General features: G+C 70.6%; 26 protein-coding genes and 1 pseudogene. 26 read left to right on the top strand and 1 reads right to left on the bottom strand.

The features are described 5' to 3' along the window. Nucleotides 1-64 precede the first annotated feature (64 nt). The 14 genes and pseudogenes from FVP77_RS06055 (at nucleotide 65) to FVP77_RS05990 (ending at nucleotide 17,376) form a co-directional block, all read left to right on the top strand. Nucleotides 65-1,621: a Rieske 2Fe-2S domain-containing protein gene (locus FVP77_RS06055; protein ID WP_147893692.1), complete on the top strand. Its 1,557-nt coding sequence runs from the start codon at nucleotides 65-67 to the stop codon at nucleotides 1,619-1,621. A gap of 167 nt (nucleotides 1,622-1,788) precedes the next feature. After that, nucleotides 1,789-2,337, top strand: a pseudogene (gene pyrR, locus FVP77_RS06050) (bifunctional pyr operon transcriptional regulator/uracil phosphoribosyltransferase PyrR); the annotation flags it as partial. Continuing rightward, nucleotides 2,334-3,338, top strand: coding sequence for an aspartate carbamoyltransferase catalytic subunit (locus FVP77_RS06045; protein WP_222707696.1), 1,005 nt, complete (start codon nucleotides 2,334-2,336; stop codon nucleotides 3,336-3,338). The pseudogene pyrR and the gene FVP77_RS06045, both read left to right, overlap by 4 nt. Continuing rightward, entirely contained in the window at nucleotides 3,335-4,645 is a 1,311-nt protein-coding gene (locus tag FVP77_RS06040) for a dihydroorotase (RefSeq protein WP_147893690.1), read from the top strand. Before FVP77_RS06045 ends, FVP77_RS06040 begins: the two co-directional genes overlap by 4 nt. After that, nucleotides 4,642-5,139: a PH-like domain-containing protein gene (locus FVP77_RS06035; protein WP_147893689.1), complete on the top strand. Its 498-nt coding sequence runs from the start codon at nucleotides 4,642-4,644 to the stop codon at nucleotides 5,137-5,139. Before FVP77_RS06040 ends, FVP77_RS06035 begins: the two co-directional genes overlap by 4 nt. After that, nucleotides 5,136-6,290, top strand: a complete 1,155-nt coding sequence (gene carA / locus FVP77_RS06030; RefSeq protein WP_147893688.1) for a glutamine-hydrolyzing carbamoyl-phosphate synthase small subunit — start codon at nucleotides 5,136-5,138, stop codon at nucleotides 6,288-6,290. The genes FVP77_RS06035 and carA overlap by 4 nt, the downstream gene beginning before the upstream one ends. Then, a complete protein-coding gene (gene carB, locus FVP77_RS06025) occupies nucleotides 6,290-9,577 on the top strand; it encodes a carbamoyl-phosphate synthase large subunit (protein ID WP_147893687.1) in 3,288 nt (1,095 codons plus the stop codon). Before carA ends, carB begins: the two co-directional genes overlap by 1 nt. Continuing rightward, nucleotides 9,574-10,428, top strand: coding sequence for an orotidine-5'-phosphate decarboxylase (gene pyrF, locus FVP77_RS06020; protein WP_147893686.1), 855 nt, complete (start codon nucleotides 9,574-9,576; stop codon nucleotides 10,426-10,428). Before carB ends, pyrF begins: the two co-directional genes overlap by 4 nt. Next, the gene (gene gmk / locus FVP77_RS06015) at nucleotides 10,421-11,320 is read left to right on the top strand and encodes a guanylate kinase (RefSeq protein WP_147893685.1); all 900 of its coding nucleotides are present in this window, start codon (nucleotides 10,421-10,423) and stop codon (nucleotides 11,318-11,320) included. The genes pyrF and gmk overlap by 8 nt, the downstream gene beginning before the upstream one ends. Before the next feature lie 156 nt (nucleotides 11,321-11,476). Continuing rightward, nucleotides 11,477-11,740: a DNA-directed RNA polymerase subunit omega gene (gene rpoZ / locus FVP77_RS06010; RefSeq protein ID WP_116646616.1), complete on the top strand. Its 264-nt coding sequence runs from the start codon at nucleotides 11,477-11,479 to the stop codon at nucleotides 11,738-11,740. Nucleotides 11,741-11,875: 135 nt separating this feature from the next. After that, nucleotides 11,876-13,069 carry a methionine adenosyltransferase gene (gene metK / locus FVP77_RS06005; RefSeq protein WP_147893684.1) on the top strand — a complete coding sequence of 398 codons (1,194 nt, stop codon included), beginning with the start codon at nucleotides 11,876-11,878 and terminating at the stop codon, nucleotides 13,067-13,069. 28 nt (nucleotides 13,070-13,097) lie between these two features. Continuing rightward, the gene (locus tag FVP77_RS06000) at nucleotides 13,098-15,077 is read left to right on the top strand and encodes a primosomal protein N' family DNA-binding protein (protein ID WP_147893683.1); all 1,980 of its coding nucleotides are present in this window, start codon (nucleotides 13,098-13,100) and stop codon (nucleotides 15,075-15,077) included. Nucleotides 15,078-15,085: 8 nt separating this feature from the next. Then, nucleotides 15,086-16,012: a methionyl-tRNA formyltransferase gene (fmt, locus tag FVP77_RS05995; RefSeq protein WP_147893682.1), complete on the top strand. Its 927-nt coding sequence runs from the start codon at nucleotides 15,086-15,088 to the stop codon at nucleotides 16,010-16,012. A gap of 2 nt (nucleotides 16,013-16,014) precedes the next feature. Beyond that, nucleotides 16,015-17,376: an RsmB/NOP family class I SAM-dependent RNA methyltransferase gene (locus FVP77_RS05990; RefSeq protein ID WP_147894459.1), complete on the top strand. Its 1,362-nt coding sequence runs from the start codon at nucleotides 16,015-16,017 to the stop codon at nucleotides 17,374-17,376. A 9-nt stretch (nucleotides 17,377-17,385) separates the two neighbouring features. Here the strand turns inward: FVP77_RS05990 and FVP77_RS05985 are convergent, their stop codons facing one another. Beyond that, the gene (locus tag FVP77_RS05985) at nucleotides 17,386-18,339 is read right to left on the bottom strand and encodes an alpha/beta fold hydrolase (protein WP_147893681.1); all 954 of its coding nucleotides are present in this window, start codon (nucleotides 18,337-18,339) and stop codon (nucleotides 17,386-17,388) included. 151 nt (nucleotides 18,340-18,490) lie between these two features. Here FVP77_RS05985 and rpe point away from each other — a divergent pair, with 151 nt between their 5' ends. The 12 genes from rpe to lgt all read left to right on the top strand — a co-directional run bounded on the left by rpe (nucleotide 18,491) and on the right by lgt (nucleotide 26,805). Beyond that, nucleotides 18,491-19,168 carry a ribulose-phosphate 3-epimerase gene (gene rpe, locus FVP77_RS05980; protein ID WP_147893680.1) on the top strand — a complete coding sequence of 226 codons (678 nt, stop codon included), beginning with the start codon at nucleotides 18,491-18,493 and terminating at the stop codon, nucleotides 19,166-19,168. A 22-nt stretch (nucleotides 19,169-19,190) separates the two neighbouring features. Beyond that, entirely contained in the window at nucleotides 19,191-19,736 is a 546-nt protein-coding gene (locus tag FVP77_RS05975) for a hypothetical protein (RefSeq protein WP_147893679.1), read from the top strand. A gap of 60 nt (nucleotides 19,737-19,796) precedes the next feature. Further along, on the top strand, nucleotides 19,797-20,060 hold the full coding sequence (locus FVP77_RS05970) for a phosphoribosyl-ATP diphosphatase (protein WP_116646622.1): 264 nt from the start codon (nucleotides 19,797-19,799) through the stop codon (nucleotides 20,058-20,060). A gap of 44 nt (nucleotides 20,061-20,104) precedes the next feature. After that, a complete protein-coding gene (gene hisG / locus FVP77_RS05965; RefSeq protein ID WP_147893678.1) occupies nucleotides 20,105-20,947 on the top strand; it encodes an ATP phosphoribosyltransferase in 843 nt (280 codons plus the stop codon). A gap of 1 nt (nucleotide 20,948) precedes the next feature. Beyond that, nucleotides 20,949-21,713: an imidazole glycerol phosphate synthase subunit HisF gene (hisF, locus tag FVP77_RS05960; protein ID WP_147893677.1), complete on the top strand. Its 765-nt coding sequence runs from the start codon at nucleotides 20,949-20,951 to the stop codon at nucleotides 21,711-21,713. Further along, nucleotides 21,710-22,069: a phosphoribosyl-AMP cyclohydrolase gene (gene hisI, locus FVP77_RS05955; RefSeq protein WP_147893676.1), complete on the top strand. Its 360-nt coding sequence runs from the start codon at nucleotides 21,710-21,712 to the stop codon at nucleotides 22,067-22,069. The genes hisF and hisI overlap by 4 nt, the downstream gene beginning before the upstream one ends. After that, nucleotides 22,066-22,659 carry a Trp biosynthesis-associated membrane protein gene (locus tag FVP77_RS05950; protein ID WP_147893675.1) on the top strand — a complete coding sequence of 198 codons (594 nt, stop codon included), beginning with the start codon at nucleotides 22,066-22,068 and terminating at the stop codon, nucleotides 22,657-22,659. The genes hisI and FVP77_RS05950 overlap by 4 nt, the downstream gene beginning before the upstream one ends. Before the next feature lie 62 nt (nucleotides 22,660-22,721). Beyond that, nucleotides 22,722-22,952: a DUF6704 family protein gene (locus FVP77_RS05945; protein ID WP_121149513.1), complete on the top strand. Its 231-nt coding sequence runs from the start codon at nucleotides 22,722-22,724 to the stop codon at nucleotides 22,950-22,952. A 2-nt stretch (nucleotides 22,953-22,954) separates the two neighbouring features. After that, nucleotides 22,955-23,749, top strand: a complete 795-nt coding sequence (gene trpC / locus FVP77_RS05940; protein ID WP_147893674.1) for an indole-3-glycerol phosphate synthase TrpC — start codon at nucleotides 22,955-22,957, stop codon at nucleotides 23,747-23,749. Further along, nucleotides 23,746-25,005, top strand: a complete 1,260-nt coding sequence (gene trpB / locus FVP77_RS05935; protein WP_147893673.1) for a tryptophan synthase subunit beta — start codon at nucleotides 23,746-23,748, stop codon at nucleotides 25,003-25,005. Before trpC ends, trpB begins: the two co-directional genes overlap by 4 nt. Beyond that, the gene (gene trpA / locus FVP77_RS05930) at nucleotides 25,002-25,793 is read left to right on the top strand and encodes a tryptophan synthase subunit alpha (RefSeq protein ID WP_147893672.1); all 792 of its coding nucleotides are present in this window, start codon (nucleotides 25,002-25,004) and stop codon (nucleotides 25,791-25,793) included. Before trpB ends, trpA begins: the two co-directional genes overlap by 4 nt. 10 nt (nucleotides 25,794-25,803) lie before the next feature. Further along, the gene (gene lgt / locus FVP77_RS05925; protein WP_147893671.1) at nucleotides 25,804-26,805 is read left to right on the top strand and encodes a prolipoprotein diacylglyceryl transferase; all 1,002 of its coding nucleotides are present in this window, start codon (nucleotides 25,804-25,806) and stop codon (nucleotides 26,803-26,805) included. The last annotated feature ends 53 nt before the right edge of the window (nucleotides 26,806-26,858 follow it).

The following is a 26,858-nucleotide window of genomic DNA, read 5'->3' as shown; positions in this document are numbered from 1 at the left end:
AGCGGACCCAGGGCCGGTCCAGCGGGGCGACGTAGACTCGATCGGTCAGACACGAGAGGTATCCATGCGCATCACAGGGCTCGGGCACGCGGGAATGTTCATCGAGACGGCGGGCGGCAGCATCCTCTGCGACCCGGTCATCGGTCCGAGCTTCTTCGGTTCGTGGTTTCCGTTCCCCGACAACCGCGGTCTCGACTGGGAGCGCTTCGGCGCGGCCGATTTCCTCTACATCTCGCACCGTCACCGCGACCACTTCGACCCGGCGCTGTTGCGCAGATTCGTTCCCACCAGCATCCGCGTCCTGCTGCCCGACTACCCGACCGACGACCTCGAGTCGGATCTGCGTGCGCTCGGCTACGACAACATCGTCTACACCCACGCGGGGGAGCCTCTGGAGTTCGGCGACCTGAAGCTCATGGTGACCCCGCTGCGGGCTCCCAGCGACGGACCCATCGGCGACTCCTCGCTGAGCGTCGACGACGGCACTGCCAGCGTGCTGAACCAGAACGACTCCCACCCGCTCGACCTCGACAAGCTGTTCGCATTCGGCAAGCCCGACGCGTATTTCACCCAGGTCTCGGGGGCCATCTGGTGGCCGATGGTCTACGACCTCCCGCAGGATGCCAAGCAGAACTTCGCCCAGCTCAAGCGCGATGCGCAGAACAAGCGGGCGATGTACTACATCGACAAGGTCGATGCCGAGCACGTCTTCCCGATGGCCGGTCCGCCGATGTTCCTGCGCGAGGAGCTCTTCCGCTACAACGGGGTCGGGCTGGAGAACGACTCGATCTTCACCGACCAGAGCCAGTTCCTCGCGCACATGAGCGAGCAGCGCCCGGCGCAGAAGGGCTACCTGTTCGTCCCGGGCACGCAGGTCGACGTGCACCACAGCGACGTCAAGGTCACGCAGACGCTCTTCACCGACGAGGAGATCGAGCGGATCTTCACCGACAAGTGGGCCTACCTCGCCGAGCAGCGCGACAGCCGCCAGGCAGAGGTGCAGGCGGAGGAGGCTTCGCGGGCGGACATCCTGCCGCCGGCCGAGATGCTCGCCGCGATCAAGGAGTGGTGGGAGCCCCTGATCCGCCGGGCGCGCACGATCCGCAACGGCGTGGGCGGCAACGTGCGCTTCCGCATCGGCGAGCTCGACATGGTCGTGGACTTCCCGAAGGCCAAGGTGCGCGAGTACGCGGGGGAGGAGTGCGTCTACTGGTACACGATCCCCGCCGACCTCGTCTCCACCAACATCCGCGACCACGAGATCGACTGGTCGAATTCGATCTTCCTGTCGATGCAGTTCTCCGTCGGCCGCAGCGGGAAGTTCAACGAGTTCCTCACGACGTTCCTCAAGTGCCTCTCGCGCGACCGCATCGAGTACGTCGAGAACTGGTACGCCGAGCAGTCCGATCAGACCGAAGACGCGGAGATCGATGGGTGGACCGTGCAGCGTCGCTGCCCGCACCTGCGCGCCGATCTGACGAAGACGGGCAAGATCGAGGACGGCGTGCTCACGTGCAGCCTCCACGACTGGAAGTGGGACCTGACCAGCGGCAAGTGCCTGACGACCCAGGGCCACCCGATCCGCGCGAGCCTCGCCGACGCATCCGTCCCCACCGCCTGAGCGCGCCGGCCGCCGTACGAAACACACCTATCGGCCGACACATCCCGCCAGGCGGGGCGTGTTCGCCGGTTCTGGTGTCTCACGCGGCGTCCGCGCTCGGACCGGCTAGGCTGGGGGAGCACCACAGCAACCTTTAACACCGTCCAGAGAGGCGGAGAAGGGAGCGGCGGATGAGCACGCGAACTGTGCTTCATGAGGCCGACATCGCCCGCGCACTGACTCGGATCTCCCACGAGATCCTCGAGTCCAACAAGGGCCCCGACGATCTGGTCGTCCTCGGCATACCCACCCGCGGCGTCACGCTCGCCCATCGCATCGCCGCGCTCGTCGGCGAGTTCGGCGGCGCGGAGGTCCCCGTCGGAGCGCTCGACGTCACGATGTACCGCGACGACCTGCATCGCAACCCCACGCGCACCCCGCAGCCGACGCAGATCCCGCCGGGCGGGATCGACGGCAAGGTCGTCGTGCTGGTGGACGACGTGCTCTTCTCGGGGCGCAGCATCCGTTCGGCCCTCGACGCCCTGCAGGACATCGGTCGTCCTGCGGCCGTCCGCCTCGCCATCCTCGTCGACCGAGGCCACCGAGAACTGCCCATCCGCCCCGACTTCATCGGCAAGAACCTGCCGAGCGGCCGCGACGAGCGGGTCAACGTGCGCCTGACCGAGCACGACGGCATCGAAGCCGTCACGATCGAGGGGCCGGTGACGGGCGCATGAGGAACCTGCTCGATACCCGCACGCTCTCCCGCGAAGACGCACTGCGCATCCTCGACGTCGCCGAAGACATGGCCGACACCCAGCGACGCGAGGTGAAGAAGCTCCCGACGCTGCGCGGCAAGACCGTCGTCAACCTGTTCTTCGAGGACTCCACCCGCACGCGCATCTCGTTCGAGGCGGCCGCGAAGCGGCTCTCGGCCGACGTCATCAACTTCTCGGCCAAGGGCTCGAGCGTGTCGAAGGGCGAGTCGCTCCAGGACACCGCGCAGACCCTCCAGGCCATGGGGGCGGATGCTGTCGTCATCCGCCACGGCGCGTCGGGGGCCCCGCAGACCCTGGCCACCAGCGGGTGGATCACCGCGGGGGTGGTCAACGCGGGCGACGGAACCCACGAGCACCCGACCCAGGCGCTGCTCGACGCCTTCACGATCCGCAAGCGCACGTTCGGCGACGACAGTCGCGGGCGCGACCTCGAGGGCCTCGCGGTCACGATCGTGGGCGACGTGCTGCACTCGCGGGTCGCCCGCTCGAACGTGTGGCTGCTGCACACCCTCGGCGCCTCGGTGACGCTCGTCGCGCCGCCCACGCTCGTGCCCCAGGACGTCTCGACCTGGCCTGTGGAGATCGTCTACGACCTCGACGAGGCGATCGGCCGCGGGCCCGACGCCCTGATGATGCTGCGCATCCAGCTGGAGCGCATGAATGCCGCGTATTTCCCCACTGAACGGGAGTATTCCCGGAGGTGGGGTCTCGACGCGCGGCGTGCGGCGGCCCTACCGGACGGTAGCATTGTGCTGCACCCCGGGCCGATGAACCGGGGTATGGAGATCTCCGCCGAAGCCGCCGATTCGCCTCGCTCGACGGTGCTCGAGCAGGTCGCGAACGGTGTGTCGGTGCGGATGGCCGTGCTCTACCTGCTGCTCGCGGGGGAGCGCACCGAGAACGCCACTAGCGCAGGGAATGCCCGCAGCGCGGGGATGCACGAGGAGGACGCACGATGACCGGAGTCCTGATTCTTCGCGGAGCGAGCATCGAGGGCGGTCAGGCGGCCGACATCGTGCTCGACGACGGAGTGATCGCCGAGATCGGCACGAGCCTGTCCCGTACGGGCGCGACGGTCGTCGATGCCGCGGGCCTCGTCGCCCTCCCCGGCCTGGTCGACCTCCACACCCATCTCCGAGAGCCCGGATACGAAGCATCCGAGACCATCCTCACCGGCTCGCGCGCCGCGGCGGCCGGCGGATACACGGCGGTGTTCGCCATGCCGAACACCTCGCCCGTGGCCGACACGGCCGGCGTGGTCGAGCAGGAGCTCGCCCTGGGCGAGGCCGCCGGGTACGTCCACGTGCAGCCCATCGGCGCCGTCACGGTCGGACAGAAGGGCGAGCGTCTCGCCGAGCTCGGCGCGATGGCCGACTCCCGCGCCCGCGTGCGGGTGTTCAGCGACGACGGCTTCTGCGTCTGGGACCCGCTGATCATGCGGCGCGCGCTCGAGTACGTGAAGGCGTTCGACGGCGTCGTCGCGCAGCACGCGCAGGACCCCCGACTGACCGAGGGCGCCCAGATGAACGAGGGCTCCGTGTCGGCCGAACTCGGTCTCGCCGGGTGGCCGGCGGTCGCGGAGGAGTCGATCATCGCCCGCGACGTGCTGCTCGCCGAGCACGTCGGCTCTCGCCTGCACGTCTGCCATCTCTCCACGGCGGGGTCGGTCGACATCATCCGCTGGGCGAAGAAGCGCGGCGTCGCGGTGACCGCCGAGGTCACGCCGCACCATCTGCTCCTCACCGACGAACTGGTTCGCGGGTACGACGCGCGGTTCAAGGTGAACCCGCCGCTGCGCCGCGAAGAGGACGTGATGGCGGTGCGCGAAGGGCTCGCGGACGGCACCATCGACATCGTCGCGACCGACCACGCCCCGCACCCCACCGAGGCGAAGGCCTGCGAGTGGCAGGCGGCGGCGAACGGGATGGTCGGGCTCGAGAGCGCCCTGCGCGTCGTGCAGCAGGCCGTCGTCGACACCGGGATGCTGACGTGGGGCGACGTGGCGCGCGTCATGTCGCGGATGCCCGCCCGCATCGGCCGCCTCGCCGACCACGGCACGCCCCTGACGGTCGGAAGCCCGGCGAACATCACCCTCTACGACCCGCGGCCCGCGCGCACGTTCGGTACAGCCGACCTGCGCGGCCGAAGCACGAACTCGCCGTACGTCGGACGCGAGCTCCCCGGTGACGTGCGATGGACCATCCATCGCGGTCGCGTCACCGTCGCCGACGGCGCGCTGCGCGACGATCCGGCGGCCTCGCTATGACCCGCGAAGCGCTCCTGACGATCATGATCGGGCTCGCCCTGCTCTGCCTGGGCCTGCTCGCGTGGTCGTGGTGGCGTCGCGCGCGTCGCGACGCGGCGTACCCGGCGCCGTTCGGCGAGCTGCCCGAGGGCGCCCGGACGACGGCGACGTTCACCACCCTCTACGTCGCGACGACCCGCCACGGAGAGCCGCTCGAGCGCCTGGCCATCCGCGGCCTCGGGTTCCGCTCCCGTGCCGACGTCACGGTGACCGACAAGGGCATCGCCCTCGACCTCGCCGGCAAGCCCCGCATGACGATCACCCCCGACCGTCTCGTGGACGCCGCACAAGCCACCGTCGCCATCGATCGCGTGGTCGAACGCGACGGCCTCACCCGCATCACGTGGCGCGTGTCACCCGACACCCTCGTGGACTCTTACATCCGCCCGCAGGAGGCATCGGCGCGCCAACTCGCCGACGCCATCCGCCCGCTCCTCCCGACAGGAAACGCATGACCGCCACGCCCCACACGGAGTCCGCCGTCCTCGTCCTCGAAGACGGCACACGTCACGTCGGCCGCGCCTACGGCGCCGTCGGCACGACCCTCGGCGAGGTCGTCTTCGCCACCGGCATGACCGGCTACCAGGAGACGCTCACCGACCCCTCGTACGCCGGCCAGATCGTCCTGCAGACCGCACCGCACATCGGCAACACCGGCATGAACGCCGAAGACCGCGAGTCCCGCCGCATCTGGGTGTCGGGATACGTCGTGCGCGACCCCTCGCGCGTCGTGTCGAACTGGCGCTCCGAGGAGACCCTCGACGACGCGCTCGAGAACGACGGCGTCGTGGGCATCAGCGGCATCGACACCCGCGCCGTGACCCGCCGCATCCGTTCGGTCGGCTCGATGCGCGGCGGCATCTTCTCGGGAGATGCAGCGAGCATCGACGCAGAGGAGCAGGTGCGCATCGTCCGCGAGGCGCCGCAGATGGCCGGACTCAACCTCTCGGCCGAGGTCTCGGTCGACGTCACCGAGGTGACCGAGGCGACGGGCGAGCGCGTGGGCAACCTCGCGGTGCTCGACCTCGGCGTCAAGCAGGCGACGATCCTGAACCTGGCCGCGCGCGGCTTCGACGTGCACGTGCTCCCGCAGAGCGCGACGATCGACGACATCCGCGCGATCGACCCGGTCGCGGTGTTCTACTCCAACGGACCGGGTGACCCCGCGGCATCCGACGACCACGTGGAGCTGCTGCGCGCCGTGCTCGACGACCGCCTGCCGTTCTTCGGCATCTGCTTCGGCAACCAGCTGCTGGGCCGTGCCCTCGGTCTCGGCACCTACAAGCTGCCGTTCGGTCACCGCGGAATCAACCAGCCGGTGCTCGACAAGACCACCGGCCGCGTGGAGATCACCGCCCACAACCACGGGTTCGCCGTGGACGCACCGCTCGACGGCGACTTCGAGAGCCCGCACGGCTACGGCCGGGTCGAGGTGAGCCACGTCGGACTCAACGACCAGGTCGTCGAGGGCCTCCGCGCCCTCGACATCCCGGCGTTCAGCGTGCAGTACCACCCGGAGGCCGCCGCCGGCCCCCACGACGCCAACTACCTCTTCGACCGGTTCCGTGACATGGTCATCGCCGCGAACACGAAGGACAACAACTGATGCCCAAGCGCGACGACATCCGCTCCGTCCTCGTCATCGGGTCCGGCCCGATCGTCATCGGCCAGGCCGCCGAGTTCGACTACTCGGGCACGCAGGCCTGCCGCGTGCTCCGCGAAGAGGGGGTGCGCGTCATCCTCGTGAACCCGAACCCGGCCACGATCATGACCGACCCCGATTTCGCCGACGCCACCTACATCGAGCCGATCACTCCCGAGATCATCGAGACCATCCTGATCAAGGAGAAGCCCGACGCCATCCTGCCGACCCTCGGCGGTCAGACGGCCCTCAACGCCGCGATGGCTCTCCACGACCGCGGCATCCTCGAGAAGTACGGCGTGGAGCTCATCGGCGCGAAGGTCGATGCGATCCGCAAGGGCGAGGACCGCCAGGTCTTCAAGGAGCTCGTGCTCGCCTCCGGCGCCGACGTCGCCGCATCCGTCATCTGCCACACGATGGACGAGCTGCTCGCCGGCGCCGAGAAGCTCGGCTACCCGCTCGTCGTGCGCCCCTCGTTCACCATGGGCGGACTCGGCTCGGGCTTCGCCTACGACGAGGCCGATCTGCGCCGTATCGGCGGCGCCGGCCTGCACGACTCGCCCACGACCGAGGTGCTCCTGGAGGAGTCGATCCTCGGGTGGAAGGAGTACGAACTCGAGATGATGCGCGACACGGCCGACAACACGGTCGTCGTCTGCTCCATCGAGAACGTCGACCCCGTCGGCGTGCACACGGGCGACTCGATCACCGTCGCGCCCGCGCTCACCCTCACCGACCGGGAGTACCAGAAGCTCCGCAACATCAGCATCGACATCATCCGCGCCGTGGGCGTGGACACCGGCGGGTGCAACATCCAGTTCGCCGTCGATCCCGCCACCGGCCGCATCATCGTCATCGAGATGAACCCGCGCGTCTCGCGCTCCTCGGCCCTGGCGTCGAAGGCCACCGGCTTCCCGATCGCCAAGATCGCCGCGAAGCTCGCTCTCGGCTACCGGCTCGACGAGATCCCCAACGACATCACGAAGGTCACGCCGGCCAGCTTCGAGCCGACCCTCGACTACGTCGTGGTGAAGGTGCCCCGCTTCAACTTCGAGAAGTTCCCGGCCGCCGACGTGACGCTCACGACCACCATGAAGTCGGTCGGAGAGGCGATGGCGTTCGGCCGCAACTACGCCACCGCCCTGCAGAAGGCGCTCCGCTCGCTCGAGAAGCGCGGATCGAGTTTCCACTGGGGCGAGGAGCCCCGGTCGGTCGACGAGCTGCTCGAGGTCGCCAAGACGCCGACCGACGGTCGGATCGTCGTGCTGCAGCAGGCGATGCGCAAGGGGGCGACGGTCGAGCAGGCCTTCGACGCGACGGCGATCGACCCGTGGTTCCTCGACCAGATCGTGCTCATCAACGAGGTCGCCGAGACGATCCGCACCGCCGCCGAACTGGATGCCGAGACCCTGCGCCTCGCGAAGGACCACGGTTTCAGCGACGCGCAGATCGGGCAGCTGCGCGGCGACGACGAGGCCGAGGTGCGCGGAGTGCGGCACGGTCTGGGCATCCGTCCGGTCTACAAGACCGTCGACACGTGTGCGGGGGAGTTCCCGGCGCTGACCCCGTACCACTACTCGAGCTACGACTTCGAGACCGAGGTCGCCCCGTCGGATCGCACCAAGGTCGTCATCATCGGCTCCGGCCCCAACCGCATCGGTCAGGGCGTGGAGTTCGACTACTCGTGCGTGCACGCCTCGTTCGCGCTGTCGGACGCCGGGTACGAGACGATCATGGTCAACTGCAACCCGGAGACGGTCTCGACCGACTACGACACCTCCGACCGCCTGTACTTCGAGCCGCTCACGCTCGAGGACGTGCTGGAGGTGCTGCACGCCGAAGCCGCGTCGGGCACGATCCTCGGCGTCATCTGCCAGCTCGGCGGCCAGACGCCGCTCGGCCTGGCGAAGGGCATCGAGGAGGCGGGCTACACGATCCTCGGCACCTCGCCCGAGGCCATCGACCTGGCCGAGGAGCGCGAGCTCTTCTCGCGCCTGCTCGACGAAGCGGGCCTCGTCGCTCCGCGCAGCGGCACCGCGATCGACGTCGACGGGGCCGTGGTCATCGCCGAGGAGATCGGCTACCCCGTGCTCGTGCGCCCGAGCTTCGTGCTCGGCGGCCGCGGCATGGAGATCGTCTACGACACCCCGAGCCTGCGCGACTACTTCGTGCGCGTCGCCGACCAGGCCATCATCGGCCCCGGCCTGCCGCTGCTGGTCGACCGCTTCCTGGATGACGCGATCGAGCTCGACGTCGACGCGCTCTACGACGGCACCGAGCTCTACATCGGCGGTGTGATGGAGCACCTCGAAGAGGCCGGCATCCACTCCGGCGACTCGAGCTGCACCTTGCCGCCGGTCTCGCTCGGACGCTCCGACATCGACCGGGTGCGGGTGGCGACCCTCGCGATCGCGGAGGGCGTGGGCGTGCGCGGCCTCCTGAACGTGCAGTTCGCCATCTCGGCGGGCGTGCTCTACGTCATCGAGGCGAACCCCCGCGCGAGCCGCACGGTCCCCTTCGTGTCGAAGGCCCTCGGAATCCCTCTCGCGAAGGCCGCAGCGCGCGTGATGTCGGGCACGTCGATCGCCGACCTGAAGGCCGAGGGTCTCCTGCCCGTCGCCGACGGCTCGCGCGTGCCCCTCGACGCGCCCGTGGCGGTCAAGGAGGCCGTCCTCCCCTTCAAGCGCTTCCGCACCAAGGAGGGGCACATCGTCGACTCGGTTCTCGGCCCTGAGATGCGCTCGACCGGCGAGGTCATGGGCATCGACCGCGACTTCCCGACCGCGTTCGCCAAGAGCCAGGAGGCGGCCTACGGCGGCATGCCGCTGTCGGGCACCGTCTTCATCTCCGTCGCCGACGCCGACAAGCGCGCCGTGATCCTGCCGGCCCACCGCCTGCAGGAGCTCGGGTTCGAGCTCATCGCGACGGAGGGCACCGCCGAGATCCTCGCGCGCAACGGCATCCGCGTACGCGTGGTGAACAAGTACTCGGCGACCCAGGAGTCGGGGGAGACGAACATCGTCGACCTCATCAACGCGGGCGAGATCGACATGATCGTCAACACCCCGAGCGGGGGGCTCGCCCGAGCCGACGGGTACGAGATCCGGGCGGCCGCGGTCGCCGCCGACAAGGCGCTGTTCACGACGATGGCGGTACTCGGCGCGGCCGTGAGCGCTCTCGGAGTGCTCGGCGAGGGCTTCGAGGTGCGCAGCCTCCAGGAGTACGCCGTCGACCGGGCCGCACGACTGTGACCACGTTCGGCCAGCGGCTCACGGGGGCGCTCGACGCGCACGGCGCGCTCTGCGTCGGGATCGACCCGCACGAAGCTCTGCTGAAGGCGTGGGGATTGGATGCCGACGCCGCCGGAGCGCGCGAGTTCGGTCTGCGCGTGGTCGACGCATCGGTCGGCCGTGTCGGGATAGTGAAGCCGCAGGTGGCGTTCTTCGAGCGATACGGCTCGAAGGGGTTCGCCGCGCTCGAGGACGTCTTGGCCGCCGCCCGCGACGCCGGCCTCCTGGTGATCGCCGACGCCAAGCGGGGTGATATCGGCACGACCATGGAGGGCTACGCCTCGGCGTGGCTGGAGCCGGGCTCGCCGCTGGAGGCGGACGCGGTGACGCTCAGCCCCTACCTGGGGCCCGATTCCCTCGACAAGACGTTGAAGACGGCGCTCCGGCATCGCAAGGGCGCGTTCGTCCTCGCAGCGACCAGCAACCCCGAGGCCGCGGTCGTGCAGCAGGCTCTGGTCGACGACGATGCACCCGTCGAGGGCCAGCGCGTCGCTGAGCGGGTGGCCCGCGACGTGGGGTCGATGAACATGGGCCTTCCCGGGGCACTCGGCTCCATCGGTGTCGTCGTCGGCGCCACCGTCGACCGCAAGGCGTTCGGCCTGACCGACATGGTGCTCGCGGGCACGCCGATACTCGCGCCGGGTTTCGGCGCGCAGGGCGCCGACCCCGCCGACATCCCGCGCCTGTTCGGCTACGTCGCCATGAACGTGATCGCGAACGAGAGCCGCAGCATCCTCGCCGTCGGCCCCGACCGTCTCGCCGACCGCATCGCCGAGCGCGCCGCCCTGTACCGAGGAGCCGACCGTGGCTGATGCCCCCCGACCGCCCGAGGTCGACCGGGTCGCGGCATCCCGTCGCGCCGTCGCCGCGCGGCGCGCCCGCGCGGCGCTGAAGCGCGACGTCGCCACCCGCGTGATCAGCCCGCAGGAACTGCTGCGCCGTGCGCTGGCCGACCCCGAATCGGCGGCCGGCGCCATGCGCGTGACCGACTTCCTCACCGCGATCCCCGCGATCGGCGAGGGCAAGCGCGATCGCATCCTCGCCGATCTCGCGATCTCGCCGGTCAAGCGCCTCGGCGGCCTCGGCGCGCGCCAGCGCCGTGCCCTCGCCGCCTTCCTCGACTCCCGCTGGCCCGAGCCCGGCCCGCGCGCCGGCCGGAGCCGGCTCGTGGTTCTCGCGGGGCCGACCGCCGTCGGCAAGGGCACGGTCGCCGCGCACATCAAGGAGCACTACCCCGAGATCCATCTGTCGGTCTCGGCCACCACGCGACCGCCCCGACCGGGCGAGGTCGACGGCGAGCACTACTACTTCGTCGACGACGCGGAGTTCGATCGCATGATCGCCACCGGCGCGCTGCTCGAGTACGCGACCGTGCACAACAAGTACCGCTACGGCACGCCGCGCGAGCCGATCGAGCGCGTCCTCGACGGCGGCGGCACCGCGCTGCTCGAGATCGACCTGCAGGGTGCCCGGCAGGTTCGAGCCGCCGACCCGTCGGCGACGCTCGTCTTCCTCCTGCCGCCGAGCTGGGACGAACTCGTGCAGCGGCTCGTCGGCCGAGGCACCGAAGACGCCGAGGAGCGCGCGCGGCGTCTGCGCACCGCCCGTGTCGAGCTCGCCTCCCAGAACGAGTTCGACTACCGCGTCGTCAACGACGAGGTGCCGGCCGCGGCCGACGCCGTCGTCGCGGTCGCCGCGCACTGACCCGCCGAGGTGCCCGTTTCGACCGTCGGTGCCCGTGATTTCGGACACGAACGGCAGGAACGGGCACTCTCGGCTCCCGGGTGGCGGACGCGGTAGACTGAGGGGATGCTTCGGCGCCCAGCGCGCCGCATCCGTCACCGAACCAGGAGGTTCCGCATGCCGACTCGTAACCAGGGCATCATCGACCCGCCCATCGACAGCCTTCTCACCAAGGTCGACTCGAAGTACCAGCTCGTGATCTACGCGTCGAAGCGCGCCCGCCAGATCAACGACTACTACTCCGATCTGCACGAGGGCAACCTCTTCGACAACGTCGGCCCGCTGGTCGACTCGACCGTCGAAGACAAGCCGCTGACGATCGCGCTCCACGAGATCCACGAAGACAAGCTGCGCCTGCGCGCTGTCGAAGAGGCTGTCTGAGCGATCGCTCCCGCAGCGATCTCCCATCCCCGTCGCCCCCGGCGGCGCGGATGACGAAGTAACAAGAGCCCCGGGCCGGCTGTCGGCCACCCGGGGCATACTTGTGCCATCCCCGACCCGCCGATCAGGAGCACCATGACCGAGCTGCGGCTTTTCACGTCCGAGTCCGTCACCGAGGGGCACCCCGACAAGATCTGCGACCAGATCTCCGACAGCATCCTCGACGCCATCCTCCGCGAAGACCCCACCGGTCGCGTCGCCGTCGAGACGCTCGTCACGACCGGACTCGTCCACGTCGCCGGCGAGGTCTCCACGAGCGCCTACGTCGAGATCCCCGCGATCGTCCGAGACGTCGTGAACCGCATCGGCTACACCTCGAGCGAGACCGGCTTCGACGGGGACTCCTGCGGCGTCAGCATCTCGATCGGGGCACAGTCCTCCGACATCGCCTCCGGCGTCAACAAGGCGTTCGAGCAGCGCGAGCGCGGCTCGGTCGACCCCCGCGACGAGCAGGGGGCCGGCGACCAGGGCATCATGTTCGGCTACGCCACCACCGAGACCCCGCAGCTCATGCCGATGGCGAGCTGGACCGCGCATCGCATGGCCGAGCGCCTCGCCTCGGTCCGCAAGTCCGAGCAGCTGCCGTTCCTCCGCCCCGACGGCAAGACCCAGGTGACGCTCGGCTACGACGGCCAGGTACCCAAGACGGTGGAGTCGGTCGTGCTGTCGACCCAGCACCACCCCGGGGTGTCGCAGGAAGACCTGCGCGAGCGGGTGCGCGCCGAGATCATCGACCCCGTACTCGAGCAGACCGGCCTCGACCTGCCCGACGTGAAGTACTACATCAACCCGGCCGGGCCCTTCGTCGTCGGCGGCCCCAAGGGCGACGCCGGCCTCACGGGGCGCAAGATCATCATCGACACGTACGGCGGCGCGGCGCGTCACGGCGGCGGTGCGTTCAGCGGCAAGGACCCGTCGAAGGTCGACCGCTCCGCCGCCTACGCCATGCGCTGGGTCGCGAAGAACGCGGTCGCGGCGGGCCTCGCCGACCGGCTCGAACTGCAGATCGCGTACGCGATCGGCAAGGCGCAGCCCGTCGGTCTCTACGTCGAGAGCTTCGGCACCGGTCACATCGACGACGACGCGATCACCCGTGCCGTGCTCGAGGTGTTCGACCTCCGGCCGAAGGCGATCATCGATCGACTCGACCTCCTCCGCCCCATCTACGCGCAGACCGCCGCCTACGGGCACTTCGGCCGCGAGCTTCCCGACTTCACCTGGGAACGCACCGACCGGGTGGAGGAGCTGCGCGCGGCCGCAGGTCTGTGAGGTGTCGGCACCGGGTGCTGATCTCGGCGTGACGCCGCGGCGCGTCGCGCGGGTGCTCTTCGAGTCGCCGCTGCCGCAGCTCGACCGGCTGTTCGACTACGCGATCCCCGAGCGGCTCGCCGACGAGGCCGTACCCGGCGTGCGCGTCCGGGTGCCGCTGCGCACCGCGGGGCGCCTCGTCGACGCCTACGTCGTCGAGACCGACGACGACCCGGGGGAGCGCCCGCTGTCGGAGATCGACGCGGTGGTCTCTCCCGTGCCCGTGCTGACCCCGGGGCTCTACGCCCTCGCCCGCCGGGTCGCCGATCGCGCGGCGGGGTCGGCGGCCGACATCCTGCGACTGGCCATCCCGAAGCGCATGGTGCGCGCCGAGAAGGTCTGGGCGTCGGCGCCCGAACCCGACGCTCCGCGGGTCTCCGACGAGTCCCTCGCCCGCGCCGACGCCGTGATCGCCGGCTTCCCCGCCCTCGGCGGGCACCTCGACGCCGGTGCGCGCATCGCCCTCGACGCACCCCCTCGCCCCTCGACCGCGATCGCGGTCGGCGAATGGGCCGTCGTGCTCGCCGCGGCGGCGACGCGCACGCTCGCGCGGGGGCGCAGCGCCATCGTGGTGGTTCCCGACTACCGCGACCAGGCGCAACTGACGGCCGCACTGGCGCTGTTCGTCGACGACGACGCGGTGATCCGACACGACGCCGACCAGTCGAACCCCGCCCGCTATGGGCAATTCCTGCGCTCGTTGAGCACTGCCCCCTGCATCGTGGTCGGGCGACGCTCGGCGGTCTACGCCCCCGCGCACGACGTGGGGCTCGTGGCCATCTGGGACGACGGAGATCCCCTCCTCTCCGAGCAGCTGTCGCCCGGGGTGCACGCGCGCGACGCCGCCCTCGTCCGACAGGAGCTCGAGGGCTCGGCGCTGCTGTTCGCAGGCCACACCCGCACCACCGAGGTGCAGCGGCTCGTCGAGATCGGATTCGTGCACGAGGCACCTGCCGCACGACGCCCGTCGCCGCGCATCGTGCTCAGCGCGACGCGCGAGGGTGAGAACCGCGGCTCCCGCGTGCCGTCCGCGGCCTTCGCCGCCGCCCGCGAAGCGCTCGCGCAGGGTCCGGTTCTCGTCCAGGTCGCCCGGCCCGGCTACGCGCCCTCACTGGTCTGCGGCGAGTGCCGGCGGCCCGCCCGCTGCCGGCATTGCACGGGCCCCCTCCGCGCCGCCCGGCCGGGAGCCGTCCCGGTCTGCGCGTGGTGCGGACGCGCCGCGCACTCCTGGGTCTGCCCGCACTGCGAGGCCACGACCCTGCGCATGTCGTCGTCGGGGAGCGAGCGCACCGCCGACGAGCTCGGGCGCGCCTTCGCCGGCACGCGGGTGATCGTCTCCGACGGCCAGCATCCGCTGAGCGAGGTCGAGCCGCGCCCCGCACTCGTGATCGCGACGCGGGGCGCCGAGCCCGTCGTCGCCGGGGGCTACCGGGCGGTGATCCTCCTCGACGGCGAACGGATGCTGCAGGCAGAGGCGCTGCGGATCGGCGAGCACTGCCTGCGATGGTGGTCCAACGCCGCCGCGCTGGCGGCACCGGGGGCACCCGTCCACCTCGTGGGGGTGGCCGGACCGGTCGCCCGTGCTCTCGCCACCTGGACGCAGCCGGCCTATGCGCGCGCAGAACTCGCCGACCGGGCTCCGCTGCACATGCCTCCGGCCGTGCGGCTCGCGACCGTCGAGGGAGCCGCGAAGTCGGTCGATACGGCCCTTGCGACCCTGCGCACCGACGTGCCGTCCCTCGGAGCCGCGGCGGTACTCGGCCCCGTCGTCACGGGGGAGCTGGGCACCGCCCCGACCGCGCGTGCGCTCGTGCGGTTCGAGTACCCGCTGGGTCGAGCGGTGGCCGAGAGCCTCCGCGCATCCGTGGTGGCCGACGCGCTGCGCGCCCGCCGCTCTCCTCGCGAGCGCGGCCCCCGCCCGCGCAATACACTCAAAGTTCGGCTCGACGTCGCCGAACCCGACCTCTGAGGAGACTCATGCGCCTCGTCTTCGCCGGGACTCCCGAAGTCGCCGTCCCGTCTCTCCGCGCACTCGCGGGGAGCGGTCACGAGCTGATCTCGGTGGTGACCCGCACCGATGCACCGCAGGGCCGACGCCGCGTGCTCACCCCCTCGCCGGTCGCCGCGGCCGCCGACGAGCTCGGGCTCGTCGTGCACAAGGCGTCGCGCCTCGACGAGGCCGTCACGGCCCGCATCGCGGAGGAGGCCCCCGACCTCGGGGTCATCGTGGCTTACGGCGGCCTCGTCCGCGAGCCGCTCCTGACGACTCCCCGGTTCGGGTGGATCAACCTCCACTTCTCGCTGCTGCCCCGGTGGCGGGGCGCGGCCCCGGTGCAGCGTGCTCTGATCGCCGGCGACCGGGTGTCGGGTGCGAGCGTGTTCCAGCTCGTCGCCGAGCTCGATGCCGGCCCCGTCTTCGCCGAGGAGCCCTACGAGGTGCCCGAGAACGCGACGTCGGCCGACGTGCTCGCCGCCCTCGCCGAGCGCGGCGGACCGCTCCTCACGCGCGTCGTCGACGGCATCGCCGACGGCTCGGCCCGGTCGGTCGCCCAGACGGGCGAACCGACGTTCGCGGCCAAACTCACCCTCGCCGACGGCACCCTCGAGTGGACGGCGGATGCGGGGACGGTGCTCGCCCGTCTCCGGGGCGTGACCCCCGAACCGGGTGCCCACACGACGATCGACGGGGCTCGCCTGAAGATCCTCTCCGCTCGCCCCTTCCCGTCGACCGATGAACAGCCGCTCACCCCCGGCGCCATCTCCGCTGTCGGGCGCAGCGTCGTCGTCGGGACGGCCACCGATCCCGTCGAGCTCCTCACCGTGCAGCCCGCGGGGAAGCCCGCCATGGCAGCGGTCGATTGGTGGCGAGGCCTTCGCGCCGACCGTCCGGTGGCGGGCTCGTGAGCGTGCAGGGTGCGCGCCAGGTCGCCTTCGACGTGCTGCACGCCGTCTCGACCGACGATGCCTACGCCAACCTGCTGCTCCCGCACGAGATCGGGCGCGCGAAACTCGACACGCAGGACGCCGCCCTCGCGACCGAGCTGACCTACGGCACCCTCCGCCGACGCGGCACCTACGACGCGCTCATCTCGATGGTCGCGAAGCGCCCCATCGATCAGATCGATCCTGTCGTGCTCGATGCGCTGCGCCTGGGAGCCCACCAGCTGCTGTCGACGCGCGTGGCGTCGCACGCGGCCGTGAACGAATCCGTCGAACTCGCACGCGCCGCCGGGTCGCGCGGCGCGCCGGGCTTCGTCAACGCGGTGCTGCGCAGCATCTCGCGCGAGACGCCGGGCCATTGGTACGAGCAGCTCGAACGCTCCGCACGGTCCGACGACGAGCGACGCGGGATCATCACGTCACATCCCGTGTGGATCCTCCGCGCGTTCCGTCGGGCACTCGGCGCCGAAGGTCGCGGCGCCGAGCTCGACGCCCTCCTCGAGGCCGACAACGATGCACCGCGGGTGGGCATGCTCGCCCTCCCCGGCCTGGCGCAGCGTCCGGCGGGCGCGCGAGCGACTCCGTACTCGCCCGACGGCTTCATCCTCGGCGGAGGCGACCCCGAGCGTCTCGTCCGCGAGTCCGACGGCCGCCTGCGGGTGCAGGACGAGGGATCGCAGCTGGCGGCGTACGCGCTCACGCGCGCCGAACCCGTCGGCCCCGACGAGCGCTGGCTCGATCTCTGCGCAGGTCCCGGCGGCAAGACCGCGTTGCTCGCGGCCGAGGCGCTCGCGAACGGCGCGACGCTCGATGCGAACGAGATCATCCCGGCGCGCGCGGGACTCGTCCGCCGCGCCGTCTCCGGCGTGCCCCTCGAGGTCGAGGTGACCGAGGAAGACGGGCGCACCCGGGCGGCGCGCACCCCCGACACCTACGACCGCGTGCTCGTCGATGCCCCGTGCACCGGCATCGGCGCGCTCCGCCGACGCCCCGAGGCGCGATGGCGCAAGGCTCCGACCGACGTTCCCGCTCTCGCCGATCTGCAGCGCGAGCTCGTCCTGGCCGCGTTCACGGCCGTGAAGCCCGGCGGGATCGTCGCCTACGTGACCTGCTCGCCGCATCTGGCCGAGACGGCGGGCGTGGTCGCCGAGGTGCGCCGCGAGCTCGGCGATGCCGTGGAGGAGCTCGACGCCCGCGAGGTCGTCGGCCGTGTCTCGCGAACCCCGATCGATCTCCCCGCCCAGGAGGACGGCTCGGGGCGCGCTCAACTGTGGCCCCACCGGCACGGCACCGACGCGATGTCGATCGCGCTGCTGCGCAAGCGCTGACGGCCCTGGTCAGCGGGACGACTCCGACGCGAGGAAGGCGGCGGTCTCGTCGGCGATCTCGGGCGAGCGGGTGTGGTGCAGGTAGTGCCCGCCGTCGAGCAGCACCACCCGCCCGTACTCGACACCGGCCGCCTGCTCCTCGTGCAGGGACGCCCACCCCGGAAGCTCCGGATCTTCCGACACGACGAACAGCAGCACCGGCAGGTCGCGGGGGAAGACGGCTCCCCGTGCCTCGGCGGAGGTGCGCGCCGCGTGCTCGAACTCGTCGAGCATCGTCGGCGCGGTCGAGTTCTTCGTCGACAGAGCGGCCATCTGCTCTTTCGTAGACGGGTCGTGGGGGAGTCCTTCGTACGGGTCGCCGGCGAGCGCGGCGAGCGCTCTGCTGATCCCGAGGTCGCGGAGCAGCGACATCCCTTCGGTGACGATGGGTTCCTCCGCTCCGGGCTGACCCGGCACGCTGGTGTCGATTCCCACGAACGCCACCATCTCGTCGGCGTAGGCGGCACTGTAGGTCAGCGCGTAGATGCCGGCGATGGAATGCCCCATCAGCACGTACCTGTCGATGCCGAGCTGTCCGAGTGCCTCATGGACCTCCCGCGTGATGTTCTCCGCCGTGCGCGGGGCGTCGGTCTGATCGCTCAGGCCGGTGCCGAACGGTTCGACGGCGAAGACGCGGTGCTCATCGTCGAGCGCGTCGATGAGGGGCGCGAAGTCGAGCGCGGGGGCCGCGGTTCCCAGACCCGGGAGCAGGACGATCGTCTCCTCACCGCCGCCGCTGTCGCCGCTGACGACGACGTTCATCTGCTTGCCCTCGACCGCCACGAGCTGTCCGTAGGGCGCGATCGATGACAGCTCCGCGGCGGTGACGACAGCGTTGATCACCGCCGTCGTCGCGAGAGTGAGAGTGGGGACGACGATCAGCGTGCCGAGCACGGTGAGGGTGATTGTCAGGGGTCTGCGCACGGGGCACTCGATTCGAGGAGCGCGGCATCGGGTACGCCGCGGTGTCCTGCCAGCCAACCGGGCCGGCACCCGGGGCAGTAGTGCCGACGTGTCATGGTCGCCCGTGACATCGGTCACGTCGTGCGCCGAAGGCGGACGACATAATGGTCCGGTGTCAGACCCCACCGGATTCCGCGTCAACCCCAGCATCCTCGCCGCCGACTTCGTCAACATGCAGGCCGAGCTCGCCCGCATCGACGGCGCCGACTTCGTGCACGTCGACGTGATGGACAACCACTTCGTCCCCAACCTCACGTTCGGGTCACAGATGGTCGGGCGCATCCAGCAGACGAGCCCGGTACCGCTCGATGTTCATCTCATGATCGACGCGCCGGAGCGATGGGCTCCCGAGTACGCCGAGCTGGGTGCCGCATCCGTCACCTTCCACCTCGAGGCGGCCGCCGAACCCGTCGCCCTCGCCCGGCGGCTCCGGGAGATCGGGGCTCGCGCCGGGGTCGCCGTGAAGCCCTCGACGCCCGTGGACGGCCTCTACGACGTTCTCGACGAGTTCGACCAGATCCTCGTGATGACGGTCGAGCCCGGATTCGGCGGTCAGTCGTTCATGCCCGAGACGATGCCGAAGCTCCGTGCGCTGTCGGAGGAGGCCCGGCGCCGCGGCTCCGCGGTCTGGTTGCAGGTCGACGGCGGCATCTCGGCCTCGACCATCGCCCAGGCCTCCGAGGCGGGTGCCGACACGTTCGTCGCGGGCTCCGCGGTCTTCGGCTCCGACGACCCGGATGCGGCGATCCGCAGCCTTCGCGCGATGGCCTCGCGCGCGCACCGACACTGACCGACGATCACCGGGGGAGACGATGAGCGAGACAGACGACGCATCCGCGGGGACCGACCACCCGCACGGCATCCGCCAGACCGGAGCGCACCATGCGCGGCGTCTGCTCAGCGCCTACAGCGGCGAGCACGGCGTCTACGGCATCGTGCTCGTCACCGCGCTCATCGCCGGTGAGATCGACGCAGATACCGACGACGACGTCATCGTCTTCGTCTTGGGCACGGTGGCCGTCTTCTGGCTCGCCCACATCTACGCCGCTGTCGTCGCGAGCCGCGCGAAGCGCCCGGCACCTCCGCTGCGTACAGCGATCCGTGACGGCGTGCGGCACTCCTCGGGCATGGCTCTGGCGATGCTCATCCCGGTCGCCCTCCTGATGACCGCGGGCCTGGGCGTCGACGAATGGGTCGCGTACTTCGCCGCCCTCTTCAGCGGCATCCTCATGCTCGGCGCGATCGGGTACCTCAATGCCCGGCGCAACGGCAGCCGGTGGCCGTGGCGGATCGCGGGCGTCCTCACGACGATGCTCCTGGGCATCGTGATCATCCTGCTCAGCATCGCCGCCCACTGAACGCCCGCCCGAGGCGTCGGTGCGACGCCGACGGGCCGCGCGGTTCGATACCCTGGCAGAGTGAAGACGTTCGACGCCCTGTTCGCCGAGCTCAGTGCGAAGGCGATCGAACGCCCCGCCGGCTCCGGCACGATCGCCCAGCTCGACGCGGGGGTCCACGCGATCGGCAAGAAGATCGTCGAGGAAGCCGCCGAGGTCTGGATGGCCGCCGAGTACGAATCCTCCGAGGCCGCCGCCGAGGAGATCTCGCAGCTGCTGTACCACCTGCAGGTGATGATGGTCGCGAAGGGGCTGACCCTCGAAGACGTCTACCGACATCTTTGAGCGTTCCGCGTTCGCCCCACCCCCTCGACCCGAAAGTCTCCGCCATGCTGCGAATCGCCGTGCCGAACAAGGGCTCCCTCTCCGAGACCTCCGCCGCGATGCTCGCCGAGGCCGGTTACACCGGCCGCCGCGACCCGAAAGACCTGCACACCATCGACCCGACCAACGACGTCGAGTTCTTCTACCTCCGCCCCAAGGACATCGCGACCTATGTGGGCTCCGGCGCGCTGGACGTCGGCATCACCGGGCGCGATCTGCTCCTCGATGCCCGGATGCCCGGCGCGCGCGAGATCGAGGCCCTCGGCTTCGGCGGGTCTACGTTCCGTTTCGCCGCGCGCCCGGGACGGTTCTCCGACATCTCCGAGCTCGAAGGGCTGCGCGTCGCGACGGCCTACCCCGGCCTGGTCGACGGCTTCCTCGACGAGCGGGGGATCGCGGTCGACCTCGTCCCACTCGACGGGGCCGTCGAGTCGGCGGTCCAGCTGGGGGTGGCGGATGCCGTCGCCGACGTCGTCTCGACCGGCACGACCCTCCGCCAGGCGGGCCTGGAGATCTTCGGCCCGGTCATCCTCGAGTCGGACGCCGTGCTCGTCTCCGGGCCGGTCGAGGCCGAGGGCACCCAGACGCTGCTGCGACGCCTCAAGGGCGTCATGGTCGCCCGCCGGTACGTGCTGATCGACTACGACCTGCCCGTACGACTGGTCGACGAGGCGGTGGCGATCGCCCCCGGCATCGAGTCGCCGACGATCTCGCCCCTGCGCGACCCCGAGTGGGTCGCCGTCCGCGTGATGAGCCCGCGCAAGGGCGTCAACCAGGTCATGGACGCGCTGTACGCCATGGGTGCCCGCGCGATCCTCGTGACCGAGATCCACGCCGCGAGGCTCTGACGTGTCGCTCGCGCGCCGGGTCATCCCGTGCCTCGATGTCGCCGCGGGCCGGGTGGTGAAGGGCGTCAACTTCCTCGATCTGCGCGACATGGGCGACCCGGTCGAGCTCGCCCGGCTCTACTTCGCACAGGGCGCCGACGAGATCACCTTCCTCGACGTCACCGCGACGGTCGACGAACGGTCGACGACGTACGACGTCGTGCGCCGCACCGCCGAAGAGGTCTTCATCCCGCTGACGGTCGGCGGCGGCGTGCGCTCCGACGAGGACGTCGCCAGGCTTCTGGGCGTGGGCGCCGACAAGATCGGGGTGAACTCGGCCGCGATCGCTCGTCCGCCGCTCCTCGACGAGATCGCCGACCGCTTCGGCTCGCAGGTGCTCGTGCTCTCGCTGGACGTGAAGCGCTCCGCATCCACCCCCTCCGGTTTCGTGGTGACAACGCACGGCGGCCGCACCGAGACCACACTCGACGCCCTCGAATGGGCGAGGGAGGCCATCGAGCGCGGCGCGGGGGAGCTGCTGGTCAACTCCATCGACGCCGACGGCACGAAGGCCGGCTTCGACCTCGAGCTCACTTCGCTCATGCGCGAGATCTCGAGCGTTCCGGTGATCGCGTCGGGCGGGGCGGGATCGGTCGACGACTTCGCCCCCGCGATCCGCGCCGGAGCCGACGCGGTGCTCGCCGCATCCGTCTTCCACTCCGGCGCGCTCACCGTCGGCGACGTCAAGGCCGCGCTCGCGGCGGACGGGATCGAGATCCGCACATGACCGACACGATCGACGAACGCCTCGGCAGGGTCGTCTTCAACGCCGACGGACTCGCCCCGGCGATCATCCAGCAGTGGGACACCCGCGAGGTGCTCATGCTGGCCTGGATGAACGCGGAGGCCCTGCGCCGCACCCTCACCGAGGGACGCGTCACGTTCTGGTCGCGCTCGCGCGGCGAGTACTGGCGCAAGGGCGACACGTCCGGGCACGTCCAGCACGTGCGGGGGGCACGGCTGGACTGCGACGGCGACACGATCCTCATCGAGGTCGACCAGGTGGGGGCCGCGTGTCACACCGGCACGCGCACATGCTTCGACGCCGACGATCTCGCCCCCGTAGCCGAAGGGGCTTCATGATCCGCCGTGCGCGCCTGCTGACCGTGCTCAGCATGCTCGTGGCCGGAGCGATCGGGGTGATCGGCTCCACCCAGACGTGGCTCTCGGTCACTCTGGCCGACGGCGCCTCGGAGCCGCTCCTCGTGGCCGGCGCCGATGCGCTTCCGATCCTCACGCCGCTCAGCCTCGCCGCCCTCGCGCTCGGCGCCGCCATCTCGATCACCGGCCTCGTGCTCCGCTACGTCTTCGGCGTGCTCAGCGTCGCCATCGGAGCGATCCTCGGCGTGCTCACCGCCCAGATCGCCGTCGCGGCGCCCGTCTCGTCGTTCGCCGGGGCCGTCACCGACGCGACCGGCATCGGGGGAACGGATGCTGTGGCCGCCCTCGTCTCGTCGACGACGGCGACCCCGTGGCCGGGCGTCACCCTGGTCGCCCAGATCGTGCTCGTGTTGGCGGGCGTGTTCACCCTCGTCACCGCACGCCGGTGGCGCGGGAGCGCCGACCGTCGCTACCAGACCGCGTCTGCGGCGGCCGGTGGCGACGGCTCGCGGCCCCACGACGCGATCGACTCGTGGGACGACCTCTCGCGCGGCGACGATCCCACCGCCTGAGAGCGGCACCGGTAGACTTCACCTCAGCGCGCACGATCGCGCCGACACCACCAAGGAGCCTCATGAGCAACCCCCTCGGCGACCCCGGCCACGGACACTCGCCGGCAGCCTGGACGGCCATCACGATCATGCTGATCGGATTCTCGATCGGCACCGCCGCGTTCTACTTCGATCAGCCGTGGCTCGTGTGGGCGTCGGTCGGACTCGTGCTGGTGGGCCTCGTCGTCGGTGCCGTGCTCAAGCGCGCGGGTTACGGCGTCGGCGGTTCCAAGGTCACGGTCAAAGAGCATTGAGCATGCTCGCCGACCTCACGGCCGGCGCGGTGGAGGACTCGCAGGCACGAGCGGCTGAGAAGCCGCTCGCCGAGGTGGAGCGCGCCGCCGCAGACCGCGCCCCGGCGCTCGACGTACTCGCGGCGCTCGCCCCGGCCGACCGGGTCAAGATCATCGCCGAGGTCAAGCGTGCGAGCCCCTCGCGCGGCGACCTCGCGGCGATCCCCGACCCCGCGCACCAGGCGAACCTCTACGAGACCGGCGGCGCGTCGGTCATCTCCGTGCTCACCGAGGGCCGTCGCTTCAAGGGATCGCTCGCCGATCTCGAAGCAGTCAAGGGCTCGGTCGGCATCCCGGTGCTGCGAAAGGACTTCCTGGCCACGCCGTACCAGGTGCTCGAAGCGCGCGCTTCCGGCGCTGACCTCGTGCTGCTCATCGTCGCCGCGCTCGATCAGCCGACGCTCGCCGAGCTGTTCGACCTGACGAACCAGCTCGGGATGACGGCGCTGGTGGAAGCCCATTCGGCCGACGAGGTCGCCCGGGCCGCCGACGTCGGCGCCCGCCTCATCGGCGTCAACGCCCGCGACCTCTCGACCTTCGAACTCGACCGCGATCTGTTCGGCCGCCTCGTCGACGGCATCCCCGCCGACGTGGTCAAGATCGCCGAGTCCGCGGTGCTCGCACCCGCCGACGTCGCTCACTACCGCGCCGCCGGCGCCGACGCCGTGCTCGTCGGCGAGGCGCTCGTCACCGGCGACCCCGTCGCCACCCTTCGCCGATTCCTCGATGTCGGCGACCCCCGAGGAGTATCCGCATGAGTCTTCGCACCGAGAACGGTCCCTACTTCGGCGACTTCGGCGGGCGGTACATGCCCGAGTCGCTCATCGCCGCCATCGACGAGCTGACCGCGGTCTACGAGGCCGCGATCGTCGACCCGGCGTTCCTCGACGAGCTGCGCGAGCTCCTGCGCTCCTACGCGGGACGCCCCTCGGTGCTCACGGAGGTTCCGCGTTTCGCCGAGCACGCCGGTGGCGGGCGGGTCTTCCTCAAGCGCGAAGACCTCAACCACACCGGATCCCACAAGATCAACAACGTGCTCGGCCAGGCGCTGCTCACCAAGCGCCTCGGCAAGACCCGCGTGATCGCCGAAACCGGTGCAGGCCAGCACGGCGTCGCGACGGCGACGGCGGCGGCCCTCTTCGGCTTCGACTGCACCATCTACATGGGCGAGGTCGATACCGAGCGACAGGCGCTGAACGTCGCGCGCATGCGTCTGCTCGGCGCCGAGGTCGTCCCGGTCACGACCGGGTCGCGCACGCTCAAGGACGCCATCAACGAGGCGTACCGCGACTGGGTCGCCAGCGTCGAGACCACGAACTACATCTTCGGCACGGCAGCGGGGCCGCACCCGTTCCCCGCCATGGTGCGCGACTTCCAGAAGGTCATCGGCGAGGAGGCGCGCGCGCAGTTCCTCGACGAGCTCGGCCGCCTTCCCGACGCGGTCTTCGCCTGCGTCGGCGGCGGCTCGAACGCGATCGGCATGTTCGACGCCTTCCTCGACGACGACGCGGTCCGCCTCTACGGCGTGGAAGCCGCCGGCGACGGGGTCGACACGCCCCGCCACGCCGCATCCATCGAACGCGGCCGCCCGGGCGTCCTGCACGGCGCGAAGACGTTCGTCCTGCAGGACGAGGACGGCCAGACCGTCGAGTCGCACTCGATCTCGGCCGGTCTCGACTATCCGGGAGTCGGCCCGGAGCACGCCTGGTTGTCGTCGATCGGGCGCGCGGAATACATCCCCGCGACCGACGACGAGGCGATGCAGGCGCTGCGCCTGCTCTCCAAGACCGAGGGCATCATCCCTGCCATCGAGTCGGCGCACGCCCTCGCGGGCGCCCTGCGCGTGGGCCGCGAGCTCGGCTCGGACGCGGTGATCGCCGTCTGCCTCTCCGGCCGCGGCGATAAGGACATGGACACCGCCGCCCGCTACTTCGAGCTGTACGACGCCGAGAACGCGCCCGTCGTCGTGCCCGAGGCAGAGGACGACGCCAAGGGAGAGGGGATCGAACTGTGACCTCCCGTGTCGCTGCGGCGATCGACGCCGCCCACGCCGCCGGGCGCGGCGCGTTCGTCGCCTACCTGCCGGCCGGCTTCCCCGACATCCAGACCAGCATCGACGCCGCGGTGGCCCTCGCCGAGAACGGCGCCGACATCCTCGAGATCGGCCCGCCCTACAGCGACCCCGTGATGGACGGTCCGATCATCCAGGAGGCCACCCAGGTGGCGCTGGCCGCCGGCTTCCGCCTGAGCGACCTGTTCACGGTCATCCGCGAGGTCACCCGTCGCGTCGAGGTGCCGGTGCTCGTGATGACCTACTGGAACCCCGTTCTGCAGTACGGGGTCGACCGGTTCGCCGACGATCTCCTGGCCGCCGGGGGCGCGGGGCTCATCACCCCCGACATCACGCCGGACGTCGCCGGGGAGTGGATCGCGGCGAGCGAGCGCACCGGGCTCGACCGGGTGTTCCTGGCCGCACCGACCTCGACCGAGGAGCGCCTCGAACTCATCGCGCGATCCTCGACCGGTTTCGTGTACACGGTCTCGACCATGGGCATCACCGGGGAGCGCACCGAGCTGGACGCCGCTGCGCGCACCCTCGTGGCACGCCTGCGCGAACACGGCGCCGAGCGCGCCTGCGTCGGCATCGGGATCTCGACGGCCGACCAGATCGAGGGTGTGCTCGAGTACGCCGACGGCGCGATCGTCGGCACCGCGCTCGTCCGCGCGCTGCGCGACGGCGGGGTCGAGGGTCTCGCCGAGACCGCGCAGGCCCTGTCTGCGGGCACCGCGGATCGACTCTAGACTTCTGCTCATGACGTTCGTTCCTACGAGCGCGCCTATCAGCGTGCTCGCCAGCATCCCGAGTCCGGAGATCAACCGGTTCTTCATCGGACCCGTGCCGATCCACTTCTACGCCCTCTGCATCATCGCGGGGATCGTGGCCGCGGTGCTGTTGACGAACTACCGCCTCACGAAGCGCGGTGCCGAGCCCTGGGTCGTGATCGACATCTGCCTGCTGGCCGTGCCCCTCGGCATCGTCGGCGCGCGGATCTACCACGTGCTCACGCACCCCGGCGATTACTTCGGCGAAGGCATCAACACGTGGAATCCGTTCATGCCGGGCTCCGTCTGGGCGATCTGGGAGGGCGGCATCGCCATCTTCGGTGCGCTCATCGGGGGCGCCGTCGGCGCCTACCTCGGCTGCCGCTGGACCGGCATCCGGTTCTGGACGTTCGCCGACGCACTGGCCCCCGGCCTCATCATCGCCCAGGCGCTCGGCCGTTTCGGCAACTGGTTCAACCAGGAGCTGTTCGGACTGCCGACCGACCTGCCCTGGGGTCTCGAGATCGACAGCGACAACCCCGCCTTCCCGCCCGGGCTCCAGCCCGACACGCTGTTCCACCCGACATTCCTCTACGAGGTTCTCTGGAACCTGCTCGGTGCGGCCGTGATCATCCTCGCCGCGCGCGCCTTCCGGCTGCAGTGGGGACGCACCTTCGGCCTGTACCTGATCTGGTACGGCACCGGACGCGCCATCTGGGAGACCATCCGCATCGACCCCAGCGAGATCATCCTCGGCCTCCGCACGAACGTCGCGGCGGCCCTCCTCGGCGTCGTGGTCGGCCTGGTCATCATGATCGTGCAGAAGCGCCGTCACCCCGGCTATGAACCGTCTCCGTACATGCCGGGTCGCGAAGCCAAGGGTGCGGGGGCTGTACAATCGCCTGAACCCCACGACTTCGTCGACGTGAGCGAGCCGCCCGCGACAACATCACCCGTCGGCAGCGCCACAAGCACCTCCGTCACGAAATAAATCCTTCCAGGGCCGACGTCGTCCCATCCTGAGAATCAACGTGAGGACGGCAG

It is taken from the genome of Microbacterium hatanonis, assembly GCF_008017415.1.
Classification (GTDB): domain Bacteria; phylum Actinomycetota; class Actinomycetes; order Actinomycetales; family Microbacteriaceae; genus Microbacterium; species Microbacterium hatanonis.
This window is presented reverse-complemented; position numbering and strand designations above follow the sequence as displayed.

What these genes read in the sequence shown, in the direction of transcription:
- FVP77_RS06055 (WP_147893692.1), top strand. Translation starts at nt 65, where the DNA reads ATGCGCATCACAGGGCTCGGGCACGCGGGAATGTTCATCGAGACGGCG.
- FVP77_RS06045 (WP_222707696.1), top strand. Translation starts at nt 2,334, where the DNA reads ATGAGGAACCTGCTCGATACCCGCACGCTCTCCCGCGAAGACGCACTG.
- FVP77_RS06040 (WP_147893690.1), top strand. Translation starts at nt 3,335, where the DNA reads ATGACCGGAGTCCTGATTCTTCGCGGAGCGAGCATCGAGGGCGGTCAG.
- FVP77_RS06035 (WP_147893689.1), top strand. Translation starts at nt 4,642, where the DNA reads ATGACCCGCGAAGCGCTCCTGACGATCATGATCGGGCTCGCCCTGCTC.
- carA (WP_147893688.1), top strand. Translation starts at nt 5,136, where the DNA reads ATGACCGCCACGCCCCACACGGAGTCCGCCGTCCTCGTCCTCGAAGAC.
- carB (WP_147893687.1), top strand. Translation starts at nt 6,290, where the DNA reads ATGCCCAAGCGCGACGACATCCGCTCCGTCCTCGTCATCGGGTCCGGC.
- rpoZ (WP_116646616.1), top strand. Translation starts at nt 11,477, where the DNA reads ATGCCGACTCGTAACCAGGGCATCATCGACCCGCCCATCGACAGCCTT.
- metK (WP_147893684.1), top strand. Translation starts at nt 11,876, where the DNA reads ATGACCGAGCTGCGGCTTTTCACGTCCGAGTCCGTCACCGAGGGGCAC.
- fmt (WP_147893682.1), top strand. Translation starts at nt 15,086, where the DNA reads ATGCGCCTCGTCTTCGCCGGGACTCCCGAAGTCGCCGTCCCGTCTCTC.
- FVP77_RS05975 (WP_147893679.1), top strand. Translation starts at nt 19,191, where the DNA reads ATGAGCGAGACAGACGACGCATCCGCGGGGACCGACCACCCGCACGGC.
- hisG (WP_147893678.1), top strand. Translation starts at nt 20,105, where the DNA reads ATGCTGCGAATCGCCGTGCCGAACAAGGGCTCCCTCTCCGAGACCTCC.
- hisI (WP_147893676.1), top strand. Translation starts at nt 21,710, where the DNA reads ATGACCGACACGATCGACGAACGCCTCGGCAGGGTCGTCTTCAACGCC.
- FVP77_RS05950 (WP_147893675.1), top strand. Translation starts at nt 22,066, where the DNA reads ATGATCCGCCGTGCGCGCCTGCTGACCGTGCTCAGCATGCTCGTGGCC.
- FVP77_RS05945 (WP_121149513.1), top strand. Translation starts at nt 22,722, where the DNA reads ATGAGCAACCCCCTCGGCGACCCCGGCCACGGACACTCGCCGGCAGCC.
- trpC (WP_147893674.1), top strand. Translation starts at nt 22,955, where the DNA reads ATGCTCGCCGACCTCACGGCCGGCGCGGTGGAGGACTCGCAGGCACGA.
- trpB (WP_147893673.1), top strand. Translation starts at nt 23,746, where the DNA reads ATGAGTCTTCGCACCGAGAACGGTCCCTACTTCGGCGACTTCGGCGGG.
- lgt (WP_147893671.1), top strand. Translation starts at nt 25,804, where the DNA reads ATGACGTTCGTTCCTACGAGCGCGCCTATCAGCGTGCTCGCCAGCATC.